The organism is Streptomyces sp. ISL-87 (genome assembly GCF_018614095.1).
Lineage (GTDB): Bacteria > Actinomycetota > Actinomycetes > Streptomycetales > Streptomycetaceae > Streptomyces.
The window spans coordinates 23188-34597 of record NZ_JAGGOY010000074.1; the positions used below are offsets into that span (position 1 = coordinate 23188).

Genomic DNA, 11410 nt, shown 5'->3' on the forward strand with positions numbered 1-11410 from the left:
TCCCCGACCGCGGGACCGCGCCGGGACCGCGCCGGGACCGCGCCGGACCGGGTCAGCGACGCTCGCGCGGCCGGATGACCTTCAGCTTCGGCGACGTGAGGATGTCCCGCTCACAGAACCGCGACGTCACCCAGTGCTCCTCGGAGAACAGCCGGGTCTGGTCGGCGTAGTACGGCGAGTTGGGGTTCGCCGACTGGCTGTACGTCAGCAGCGTGCGCGCCACCGGGCAGCGGCTGCCGTCCCAGCCGACCGCCTGGATGTGGCTGGAGCCGTGGACGACCTCCGGGTAGCCGCCGGCCGCCGCGTTCCACGGCGCCTCGATCTTGTTCCAGACGCCGAGTGCCTCGGTGCCGCCGCCCACCGGCAGCTTCTCGCCGCCGCGCACCACGAACTGGTGCTCGCCGAGCGGGGCGTCCAGGGCGATCCCGGCCGCCTTCAGCTCGGCAACCGCGTCCGCGAGCGCCCGCCCGATGCCGGGCGCCGCCTGGTTGAGCGTCCGGGGAGTGCGTACCGGATCGGCCGGGGAGAACGGCACCAGCCACAGGTCCTTGGCCGGCGTGCCCGCCGTCAGCTTCCGCCAGAACCGGTCGAAGAGCAGCGCGCCACGGCTGGAGCTGTCCGCCGTACGGTCCCAGGCGGCCAGCACACCGCAGGCCGCCGATACGTCCACGGTGGCGCCGTCGCTCCCGGTCCCCGTGCCGCCCGGCAGGGCCGCGCAGGCCTTCGCCGCGTCGGCCGCCGCGAGATCGCCGGCCGGGACCCGGTTCGCGTACTGCTGCCCCTGCAGGTCGGCGACCGTCAGCCGGCCCTGCGCGGCCATCGCCGACACGTCCTCGACCGCGCCGCGCGTGCGCAGCGAACGCGGGGTGGCGACATTGCCCCAGATGCGCTCGTACCCGGTCAGCGGCCGATCCGCGTTGGCCAGCCAGGCACTGTCGTTGGAGTTCTCCGCGTACGGGGCGTCGCGCAGCGTCGGCGCCTTCCCCGGGCCGAACACGCCCGGCTGCACCGCGTCGGGGTCCGAGCCGAGCGCGCAGTCACCGCGCGCGCCGTCGAGCACCGCGAGCCCCGAGGCAGGGTACGTGGCCTGCCCGAGCGGGGTGGAACAGCGGGCGGCGAGCTCGTCGGTGATCCGGGGGAGCACCTGGGACTGGGTGAACAGGGTGCCGCCCGCGGAGTCGGCGGCGACGGTGTTGACCCAGGGCAGGCCCTGGGTCCGCCGCAGGGCGTCCTGGATCCCGGCGACCGAGCGGGCCTTGCCCATGGCGAGCGCGGTGTCGGTGCCGCGCAGGTTCAGCGCGTTGGGGTCGTTCAGCGCGTACGCGGTCGTCGCCGTCCAGGGCAGCGGGAGGCCCGGGCCCAGGTTGGAGACGACGGGCCCGTAGCGGGTCCACCACTGGGTGCGGGAGACCGGATCGGCGCCTGCCACCTGGACGCTGACCTTCCGCGCCGTCATCCTCTCGGATCTGCCGTCCACCAGATAGGCGGTCGGGTCGGCCGGGTCCAGGGTCAGCTGGTGCAGGTTGACGGGGGTGCCGGTGGCGACCGTGTGACTCCAGGCCACCTTCTCGTTGAAGCCGATGTTCACCACCGCCGTCCCCAGCAGGGAGCCGCCCGAGACGTTCAGCTCCCCGGGTATGGTCTGCTGCGACTGCCAGAACCGGCGCCCGCCCTGCCAGGGGTAATGCGGGTTCCCGAGGAGCAGGCCGCTGCCGGACGCGGTGGTGGAACCGGCGAAGGCCACCGCGTTGGAACCCATGTCGTAGCGGGTGGTGTCGAAGAACTCCTGCGCGGCGCGGGCGGCGGCGGCCGGATCGACCTCGGCGGTTGAGGCTGTAAGAGTGGTGGCCGTGCCCGGCGGCTGCGCCGCGGTGATCCCGTCGATGCCGCGTCCCTGCCCGCCGAGGACGGAGACGGCGAAGCCGCGCGCCGCCACATCGGTGGTGCCGACGGGATGCACCCAGCCGGCGCCCTTGCAGGCCGGGTCGGTGATCTTGTTCTGGGCCAGCCAGGCGTTGTACCCGGCGGCCCAGCCCCGCATCAGCTCCTTGAGGTTCTTGCTGGGCCCGGCCGGGGCGGGAGTGGCCAGGAGCTTCTCGATGGTGCCGGACTCGCGTATCCCCTTGAAGTACAGGTCGCTGGAGAGGTTCTTGGCGGCCGAGGACAGCGAGCCGTCGGGCGCCGCGTCGGGGCCGAACCAGCGCGAACGCTCCCCGGCCACGGTCACGAACCCGTCGGCGAGGACACAGACCTGGTCGGCCGCCTGGGCCCAGCCGGTGCCGAATCCGAGGTGTGCGTAGTCCTGGGCCAGTATGTGCGGGATGCCGTTCTCGGTGTACCGGATGACGGCGGACAGCCCACCGCCGGACGGGCCGCGGTCCGCGGCGTCGGCCGAGGCGGCCGTTGCGGCGAGCAGCGCGGCGCCCGTGAGGGCGACACGACGGAGAAGCGGGCGGGTGCGGAAATGCAACAGACCTCCCAAGTAGCCTGCGGATGGGCAAGGTTGCCCGTGAAACAGGCGGTGCTTCGGTGCCCCCACACTCATGCAGGCGCGCTGATGGTCTGTCAACATCCCGTTTGGTATCCCGGTTATTGACCTTGGGCGTACGAGGGGACGAGGATCACGCCATGACGGCAGTGCGGCAGAACACGGTCGACGGACTGGTACGGGACAGTGCACGGCGGGTCCCCGGCCGGGTGGCGGTCCGCTACCGGGAGCGGACATGGACGTACGAGGAGCTCGACGCGGCCGTCACCACCGCCGCCGCCGTCCTGCGGGAGCGGTACGGGCTGGCGGACGGCGACCGGGTCGCCACCTTCGCCCACAACTCCGACGCCTATCTCCTCGCCTTCCTCGCCTGCGCCCGGGCGGGGCTCACGCACGTCCCGGTCAACCAGAACCTCACCGGCGAGGACCTCGCGTACATCCTGGACAACTGCACGAGCTCGCTCGTCCTCGCCGATCCGGACCTGGCCGCCCGGATCCCCGACGGATACCCCGTACGGCCGCTGCGCGACGCGCCCGGCTCCTTCCTGGCGGAGCTCGACGAGCCGCTGGACTTCGCACCTGACCGCGATGCGTACGGCGTGGTGCAGCTGCTCTACACCTCCGGCACCACCGCCGTGCCCAAGGGCGCGATGATGACCCACGAGGCGCTGTGCCACGAGTACGAGAGCGCCATCACGGCGCTGGACCTGGCCGAGGGGGACCGGCCGGTGCACTCGCTGCCGCTGTACCACTCGGCGCAGATGCACGTGTTCCTGCTGCCGTACCTGGCCGTGGGCGCCGAGAACACCATCCTGGACGCGCCGGTCGCCGAGGAGATCTTCGACCTGGTGGAGGCCGGGCGGGCGGACAGCCTGTTCGCCCCGCCGACGGTGTGGATCGGGCTGGCCAACCACCCCGATTTCGTCCGGCGGGAGCTGGGCGGGCTGCGCAAGGCGTACTACGGGGCCTCGGTCATGCCGGTGCCGGTCCTGGAGCGGCTGCGGGAGCGGCTGCCCGGGCTGGGCTTCTACAACTGCTTCGGCCAGAGCGAGATCGGGCCGCTGGCCACGGTGCTCGGGCCGCACGAGCACGAGGGGCGGATGGACTCCTGCGGGCTGCCGGTGCGCCATGTCGAGGCGAAGGTCGTCGACGAGGACGGGCGGGACGTCCCGGACGGTACGCCCGGCGAGGTGGTGTACCGCTCGCCCCAGCTGTGCCTGGGCTACTGGAACGATCCGGAGGCGACCAAGAAGGCCTTCCGGGACGGCTGGTTCCGGTCCGGTGACCTCGCGGTGCGGGACTCGGAGGGCTACTTCACGGTCGTGGACCGGGTGAAGGACGTCATCAACTCGGGCGGGGTCCTGGTCGCCTCCCGGCAGGTGGAGGACGCCCTGTACACCCATCCGGGGGTGGCCGAGGCGGCGGTGGTGGGCCTGCCCGACCCGCGGTGGATCGAGGCCGTCACGGCGGTGGTGGTGCCCCGCGGCGAGGTGACGGAGGCGGAGCTGATGGCGTACGCCAGGGAGAGGCTGGCCCACTTCAAGGCCCCGAAGCGGGTGATCTTCGTGGACGCCCTGCCGCGCAACGCCAGCGGCAAGATCCTCAAGCGGGAGCTGCGGGACCGGTTCAGCCGGCCCGACTGACCGGCCGTCGCGTCGCCGGCGGGCCGTATTCGCGTGCCGTCGAGCCGCGACCGCCTACGCTCGGCGCGCTGCGGCTCCTGTGGCCGGTCATGGGACGGCCGGTGCGCTACGGCTGCTCCTCGGGCAGCAGACCGGAATGGCGGAACCGGCGCAGGGTGAGGCGTTCGTGGAGGAGGCGGCCGACGAGCGCTCCGCCGTAGACGACGAACCCGACGCCGACGAGCCAGGACTGGACGACCAGCAGGGTTCCGAAGGGGCCGTACGTCACGGCGTTGGAGGCGATCAGCGGGGAGAACACCAGCTGGGAGAAGACCCGCAGGCCGAGCAGGCCCACGCTGGTCGCGACCGCCCCCGGGAGCAGGGCCCGCCAGCGGACCCGGCCCCCGAGAAGCAGGCGCTGGGACCCCCAGAAGAACAGGCAGGTGCCGAGGAGGTCGCCGGTGGTGCCGAGGGAGGTGCCGAGCGCGTCGTCGGCCGGGGAGGGGATCTCGACGAGCAGGGCGAGGTAGCAGACGAGCAGGGCGAGCCAGACGACGTGCCGCCACATGGTGTGCCAGCGGGCGGTCGGCAGGTCCCACACCTTCTCGTACCCGGTCTGCACCGCCGAGCCGAAGGTCAGGCCGAACACCGCGAGGGCGGCGAGACCGAAGGCGGTGGTCCGCTCCAGCGCCAGGTCCGCCGCGCTGAACAGCATCTCGACCCGGGCCCGCGAGGCCTCCGTCACCCCGAGGGCCTGGCCGAGCCAGCGGCCGAAGCCCGAGCCGCTGCCGGGGGCGGCGGCGGCCACGACCACCAGCAGCGGCACCAGCGTCAGGAACCCGAGGGCGGCGAAGCCCATGGCCCGGTGCATCAGCTCCATCTCACGCCCCCGGCTCCAGGCCAGCCCGGCGAGGGAGGCCTGGAGCCGGTCGTGCAGCGTCCGGGGCTTCGAGGTCACGCAGAGTGGCCTACCCGGGAGCGCGCCGCGTGCCCCGGCGGACCCCGGGAAGTGGGCCCGAAGGGGTGGTTTCACGAGGCCCGAAGGGGTGGTTCCACACGTCCGCGCGGACGACATGCCCGGCGCTCCGCCTGGCCACGTTCCGTCAGCGCGGGGTGCGGCGGTACTCCTCGGTCGGTACGCCGCCCACACCCCAGTCCTCCAGGGCGACCTCGTCGATGAGGACGAAGGTGGTGGCCGGGTTCTTGTCGAGGACCCGGACGAGGAGGTCCGTGACTCCGGCGATGATCTCGGCCTTCTGGGCGGCGGTGGCGCCTTCGCGGGTGATCTTCACATTGACGTACGGCATGGTGTGCGGCGAGTCCTCTCGTGGCGGCGGATCGGATCCGGCGGGTGGTCAGGCGCGGCCGGTGACATGGCCGCCGTCCACGCGCAGGGCGTGGCCGGTGACGAACTCGGCGTCCGCGAGGTAGAGGACGGCTTCGGAGATCTCGGAGACCTCGCCGACCCGGTCGAGCAGGGCGAGGCCGCCGAAGGAGTCCACGTCGGCGCCCGCGTGCAGCGGCGTGCGGATGATGCCCGGCGCCACGAGGTTGACGCGGATGCCGTCGGCCGCGAGCTCGGCGGCCAGGCTCGTGGTCAGCCCGTGCACGCCGGCCTTGCTCACCACCGGCGCGGAGGCCGGGTAGCCCGCCAGGCCGTGGTCCACCAGGACGGTGCCGATGTTGACGATGCTGCCGCCGCGCCCCTGCTCGCGCACGGCCCGCACGAAGGCCTGCGTGGTGAGGTAGGTGCCCTTGAGGTTGTGGGTGAGGAAACCGTCCAGCTCCTCCTCCGTGACGTCCGTGAAGGGGCGGGGGGCGAAGGTGCCGGCGTTGTTGACGAGGACGTCCAACCCGCCGAACCGGTCGAGGGCGGTACGGACGAGGGTCTCGCCGGTCGCGCGGTCGGCGATGGTGCCCGCGACCCAGGCGGTGCGCTCCGGGTGGCCGAGGCCGGCGGCGGCCTTGGCGAGGCGGTCGGCGTCGCGGCCGTTGAGGACGACATTGGCTCCGGCGGCGAGGAAGGCGCGGGCGATGTCCAGGCCGATGCCGCTGGAGGAGCCGGTGACTACTGCGGTGCGGGTGCTGGTGCTGGTCTCGGACATGGTTCAACTGCCTTTCGGGGCTGCTCGGTTCGGTGGCACCTCGTCCCGGTCGGTCGGTCCGACGAGGTGACACCAGAAATGTATGAGCGGCGAACTCATAACACCACGACGGAATTTGAAGCATGTAATAATCCAGCGTTATGGATGTGGATCTGCGTGACCTGGAACTCCTGACCGCGACCGCCGACGCCGGCTCGCTCACCGCGGCAGCCGAGCGGCTCTTCGTGAGCCAGCCCGCCCTCAGCCAGCGGCTGACCCGGCTGGAGGACCGGCTGGGGATGCAGCTGTTCGACCGGGTGGGCCGCCGCCTGGTACCGAACGCGGCAGGCCGCAGGATGCTGGTCGCCTCACACCACATCCTGGGTGAACTGGAGTCGGCCACCCGCGATCTGCGGGAGATGCGCGACGGCCGGGACCGCCGGGTGCGCTTCACCGCGCAGTGCAGCACCACCTTCCAGTGGCTGCCGCCGGTATTGCGCGCGTTCCGGGAGCGGGAGCCGGACGCCGAGGTGCGGATCGAGGCGGTCGCCGACGACGCGCCGATCCCGGCGCTGCTCGCCGACCTCGTCGATGTCGCCCTGGTCACCAAGCCGGACGTGCAGATGGACCGGGTGGAGCTGATCCCGCTGTTCGAGGACGAGATGGTGGCCGTGGTGCCGGCCGGGCACGCCTGGGCTTCGCGCAAGCATGTGACCGCCAGGGACTTCGACGGGGTGGACCTGGTCCTGTATGACGTCTACGACCAGAACCGGATCCCCTCCTACCCGCTGCCGATCCCCGCGCAGGCACGCCCCGGCCGGATCACCACCATGCCCCTGGTCACCGACCTGGTGATTGAGATGGCGGCGGGCGGCCAGGGCGTCACCGTCCTGCCGAACTGGGTCGCGGCGCCCTACGTGGCCTCCCACGGGCTCGTGCTGGTCCGGATCGGTGCCAAGCCCCTCGCGCGCACCTGGTTCTGCGCCACCCGCCCCGGCCCCCGGCCACCCCACCTGGACGCCTTCGTCGAGGAACTGGTAGCCCGCCTCGGCCGCCCAGCGCAGAACCCCCTGGCCGCGGCCTAGGAGGTCCGGTCGATCGCCGGCGACTTTCGCGATCGGCCGCCTGTCGTACGGAAACTGAGTTGCCGTGGCGCCGCCGCTCGGTGAGGCTGCCCGGACAGCCGCCGAGCCGCGCCCGTGGGGGGATGCCGATGCTGACCGACGCCGAGATTGAGTCCTTCGTCGCGGACGGTTTCGTCCGCGTCCCGGGGGCCGTCCCCAGCGTCACGGTGGAGGATTGCCGCGCGCAGTTGTGGGAGGCGAGTGGCTGCTCCCCCGATGACCCCGGGAGCTGGACCGAGCCGGTCGTGCGGATTGGCGGCATGGCCACTCCGGCGTTCCGCGAGGCGGCCAACACCCCGGCGCTGCACGAGGCCTACGACCAGTTGGTGGGAGCGGGGCGCTGGCGTGCTCCGCTCGGGCTGGGCACCTTCCCGCTCCGCTTTCCGAGCGAGAAGGATCCCGGTGACGACGGCTGGTACCTCGACGCGGGCTGGACCGCGGAGACGGGGGAGTACCGGGTAAACCTGCGTTCGCGCGGACGCTCGCTGCTGATGCTGTTCCTCTTCACCGACGTCGGCCCGGACGATGCGCCGACCCGCATCCGGGTCGGCTCGCACCTGGATCTGCCGCCGCTGCTTGCCGACGCGGGCGAGGAGGGGCGGGCGTGGTTCCCGTTGTGCGCGGAGGCCGTTCCGGCCTCGGCGGGCCGCCGCGAGGTGGCCGCCGCCGGGGAGGCCGGGGACGTGTTCCTCTGCCACCCCTTCCTGATCCACGCCGCCCAGCGGCACGGCGGGAGCACACCGCGGTTCCTCGCCCAGCCGCCGCTGGAGCCGACCGGCCTGCTCGACCTGGACGGCCCGGCGCCGTCGCCCGTCGAACGGGCCGTGCTGGCCGGCTTGCGCCGTAGCTGAGGGCGCAAACGTTCCGCAGGTGGGAACCATGCAGTGCCCTGGGGAGTGTCCGGTCGATCATGTGCTCCCGTTGGAGGTCCTGGCCGCGGCCGGCGCGGCGCGTGAGAGCGACGGGAACTTGGCGGTGGACTCCACGGTGCCATCAGCAAGCTGTCTTCCTCGTCATCGTCATCGTCACCGCTGCCGCCCTGGTCATCTGGCTTCGCACGTGGTCGGCTGCTCGACAAGCGCCTGGGAAATATCGGATGACCGCACTCCGTATGCCCACGTATCGTGCACCCACATGGAACCGCTGACCGAGAAACAGATCCGTTCGTCGTTCGTGAACTGCACGAAGGGTGAAGTGGCCCGGCTGAAGCTGCCGCTGGACTTCGCCGAACTGCCTTGGGAGCAGCTTGACTTCCTCGGCTGGGTGGACCCGGGCGCCCCTCTGCGCGCTCACATAGTGAGCCCGGGCACAGACGGTTCCCCTGTCGGCATCACCCTGCGTGTCCCCGGCGCCAACCGCACCAGCGCCCTGAAGTCCAGCATCTGCCAGATCTGCCTGACCGGCCACGCAGCCTCAGGCGTCGCCCTTCTCGTCGCCCCCCTCGCCGGGGCCCGCGGCCGGGAGGGCAACACCGTGGGGACCTACATCTGCGCCGACATCGCCTGCTCCCTCTACATCCGGGGCAAGCGGCAGCCGAAGCTGAGGGGCGGCCGCCACGAGGAGACGCTGACCCTGGACGAGAAGATCGCCCGGGCCCGCGCCAACCTCGACGCCTTCGCCGCCAGGGTCGCCGGCTGACGCAGCCGCGCTTCAGCCGGCCTGGGGTATCTCCCGGAGGTCCATCAGCCGCTTGATCTTGCCCACCGATCGCTCCAGGGTCTCGGGGTCGACCACCTCGACCCCGACGGAGACGCCGATGCCCTCCTTGACGGCCCGGACCACGGCGGCGGCCGCGGCCTCCCGCTGGGCGGGATCCGCTTCCCGGCGTGCCTCGACCCGTACCGTCAGGGTGTCCATCCGCCCCTCCCGGGTCAGCCGCAGCTGGAAGTGCGGGGCCAGTGAGGCCGTCCGCAGCAGGATCTCCTCGATCTGGGTCGGGTACAGATTCACCCCGCGCAGGATGATCATGTCGTCGCTGCGGCCCGTCACCTTCTCCATCCGCCGGAAGGCCGGGCGAGCGGTGCCGGGCAGCAGCCTGGTCAGGTCCCGAGTGCGGTAGCGGATGACCGGCATGGCCTCCTTGGTCAGCGAGGTGAACACCAGCTCCCCGGGCTCGCCCTCCGGCAGGACCGCGCCGGTCAGCGGATCCACCACCTCGGGGTAGAAGTGGTCCTCCCAGATGTGCAGGCCGTCCTTGGTCGAGGCGAATTCCTGCGCCACGCCCGGGCCGATCACCTCGGACAGGCCGTATATGTCCACCGCGTCGATACCCAGCCGCTCCTCGATCTCGCGGCGCATCTCCTCGGTCCAAGGCTCCGCGCCGAAGATCCCCGTTCGGAGGGAGGTGGAGCGGGGGTCTATGCCCTGGCGCTCCATCTCGTCCAGCAGGGTGAGCATGTAGGACGGGGTCACCATGATGACCTCGGGCCGGAAGTCCTGGATCAGCCGGACCTGCCGGTCGGTCATACCGCCGGAGGCGGGGACGACCGTACAGCCCAGCCGCTCGGCTCCGTAGTGCGCGCCGAGGCCGCCGGTGAACAGGCCGTACCCGTACGCGATGTGCACCACCTGGCCGGGTCTGCCGCCCGCCGCCCGTATGGACCGGGCGACGACGTCAGCCCAGGTGGACAGGTCCCCGTCGGTGTAGCCCACGACGGTGGGCCGTCCAGTGGTGCCGCTGGAGGCGTGTATCCGGCGAACCTCGGAGCGGGGCACGGCGAACATGCCGAAGGGGTACTGGTCGCGCAGGTCGGCCTTGGTGGTGAACGGGAACAGGAACAGATCGGCCAGGGAGCGGCAGTCGTCCGGGTGCACCCCCGCCTTGTCGAAGGCCTGCCGGTAGAAGGGCACCCGGTCATAGGCGTGGTGCAGGGTCGCGCGCAGCCGCGTCAGCTGGAGCGCGGCCAGCTCGTCGCGGCTCAGCCGCTCGCTTTCATCGTGGAGATCCGCGTACGCCGTCATGCCGTCACCTCGCTGTGAGTCGCCCGACCGATCATTCGGTAGATTGCCGCACCTCAGCGGCTAAATCAATGACTCGAACGGGTGATCGGCTGGTTGGATGGCGGGCATGTCGATCTTCAGCGCCTCCGCCTCCGCCTCCGCCTTCACCACCTTCAGCTTCACCACTTACGACGGAACCGAACTCGCCTGCCACGTCCAGGGCGAGGGGGAGCCGCTGATCTGCCTGCCCGGCGGCGCCATGCGGGCCTCCGCGTACCTCGGCGACCTCGGCGGGCTGGCCGCCACGCGACGGCTGGTCCTGCTCGATTCGCGCGGCACCGGACACTCCGCGTTCCCGCAGGACGAGTCCACGTACCGCGTGGACCACCAGGTCGCGGATGTGGAGGCGCTACGGGTCCACCTCGGCCTGGAGCGCATGGATCTGCTGGCTCACTCGGCGTCCGGCAACCTCGCGATGCTCTACCTGGTGGCGTACCCGCAGCGGGTGCGCCGGCTGGCCCTGGTCACCCCCACGGCCTGGGCCGTGGACCTCGCGCCCAGCCCGGAGCAGCAGCTGGAGGGGGCCCGGCGGCGGGCGGGCAGCGAGCCGTACGACACGGCAATCGCGGCCTACGAGCGGCTCCTGGCGGGTGGCGGCGGCATCCCCGACGAGGCCGACCGGATCGCGGCCATGCCCCTCGCGTACGGGCGCTGGGACGAGGCGGCCCGCGCCCACGTGGCGGCGAGCACCGGCGAGCGGAACGCGAAGGCGGCCGCCGCGTACGGCGGCCCCGGCGCCTTCGACCCGCCCGCCACCCGGGCCGCGCTCCGCCGGGTCACCAGTGAGGTGCTGGTGCTGGCCGGAGAAGTGGACGGCAACCCCGATCCGGCCCTCGCCGCCCGGATCGCCGAGCTCTTCCCGCGCGGAGCGGTCGACGTCCAGCCGGGCGCGGGGCACTTCCCCTGGCTGGACGATGCGGCCTGGTTCGCGGCCCGGCTGGAGCGGTTCCTGGCCACTGGCGCCTAAGCGGGGCGCCCCTTAGACGGGGGCGGGCCGGGGCGGGCCGGGGCGGGCCGGGGGCGCTCGCCCGAAGCGAGCGCCCCCCGGCTCGGGAGGCGCGGCCGAACTGTCTTACGACCTTGGGGGCAATT

Annotated in this window: 10 protein-coding genes; 5 read left to right on the plus strand and 5 right to left on the minus strand. The window is 72.2% G+C overall.

The genetic code is table 11. The features are described 5' to 3' along the window. Positions 1-52: 52 nt before the first annotated feature. Positions 53-2470 carry a penicillin acylase family protein gene (locus J7I97_RS26300; RefSeq protein WP_251059186.1) on the minus strand — a complete coding sequence of 806 codons (2418 nt, stop codon included), beginning with the start codon at positions 2468-2470 and terminating at the stop codon, positions 53-55. A gap of 158 nt (positions 2471-2628) precedes the next feature. Here J7I97_RS26300 and J7I97_RS26305 point away from each other — a divergent pair, with 158 nt between their 5' ends. Then, positions 2629-4131, plus strand: a complete 1503-nt coding sequence (locus J7I97_RS26305; RefSeq protein ID WP_214939218.1) for a fatty acyl-CoA synthetase — start codon at positions 2629-2631, stop codon at positions 4129-4131. A 106-nt stretch (positions 4132-4237) separates the two neighbouring features. On the opposite strand, the gene J7I97_RS26310 is transcribed toward J7I97_RS26305, so the two are convergent. The 3 genes from J7I97_RS26310 to J7I97_RS26320 all read right to left on the minus strand — a co-directional run bounded on the left by J7I97_RS26310 (position 4238) and on the right by J7I97_RS26320 (position 6215). After that, on the minus strand, positions 4238-5068 hold the full coding sequence (locus tag J7I97_RS26310; protein WP_214939221.1) for a YhjD/YihY/BrkB family envelope integrity protein: 831 nt from the start codon (positions 5066-5068) through the stop codon (positions 4238-4240). Positions 5069-5213: 145 nt separating this feature from the next. Next, positions 5214-5417, minus strand: a complete 204-nt coding sequence (locus tag J7I97_RS26315) for a 4-oxalocrotonate tautomerase family protein (RefSeq protein WP_214939224.1) — start codon at positions 5415-5417, stop codon at positions 5214-5216. 48 nt (positions 5418-5465) lie between these two features. Next, positions 5466-6215: an SDR family NAD(P)-dependent oxidoreductase gene (locus J7I97_RS26320; RefSeq protein WP_214939227.1), complete on the minus strand. Its 750-nt coding sequence runs from the start codon at positions 6213-6215 to the stop codon at positions 5466-5468. 140 nt (positions 6216-6355) lie between these two features. Between J7I97_RS26320 and J7I97_RS26325 the strand changes: the two genes are divergently transcribed. The 3 genes from J7I97_RS26325 (at position 6356) to J7I97_RS26335 (ending at position 8956) form a co-directional block, all read left to right on the plus strand. Continuing rightward, positions 6356-7279 carry a LysR family transcriptional regulator gene (locus J7I97_RS26325; RefSeq protein WP_214939230.1) on the plus strand — a complete coding sequence of 308 codons (924 nt, stop codon included), beginning with the start codon at positions 6356-6358 and terminating at the stop codon, positions 7277-7279. Between the two features lie 122 nt (positions 7280-7401). Next, positions 7402-8169, plus strand: coding sequence for a phytanoyl-CoA dioxygenase family protein (locus tag J7I97_RS26330; protein ID WP_251059187.1), 768 nt, complete (start codon positions 7402-7404; stop codon positions 8167-8169). Between the two features lie 283 nt (positions 8170-8452). After that, entirely contained in the window at positions 8453-8956 is a 504-nt protein-coding gene (locus J7I97_RS26335; RefSeq protein WP_214939233.1) for an FBP domain-containing protein, read from the plus strand. A gap of 12 nt (positions 8957-8968) precedes the next feature. On the opposite strand, the gene paaK is transcribed toward J7I97_RS26335, so the two are convergent. Next, positions 8969-10279 carry a phenylacetate--CoA ligase PaaK gene (gene paaK, locus J7I97_RS26340; protein WP_214939236.1) on the minus strand — a complete coding sequence of 437 codons (1311 nt, stop codon included), beginning with the start codon at positions 10277-10279 and terminating at the stop codon, positions 8969-8971. 106 nt (positions 10280-10385) lie between these two features. Between paaK and J7I97_RS26345 the strand changes: the two genes are divergently transcribed. Further along, on the plus strand, positions 10386-11285 hold the full coding sequence (locus tag J7I97_RS26345) for an alpha/beta fold hydrolase (protein WP_214939238.1): 900 nt from the start codon (positions 10386-10388) through the stop codon (positions 11283-11285). The last annotated feature ends 125 nt before the right edge of the window (positions 11286-11410 follow it).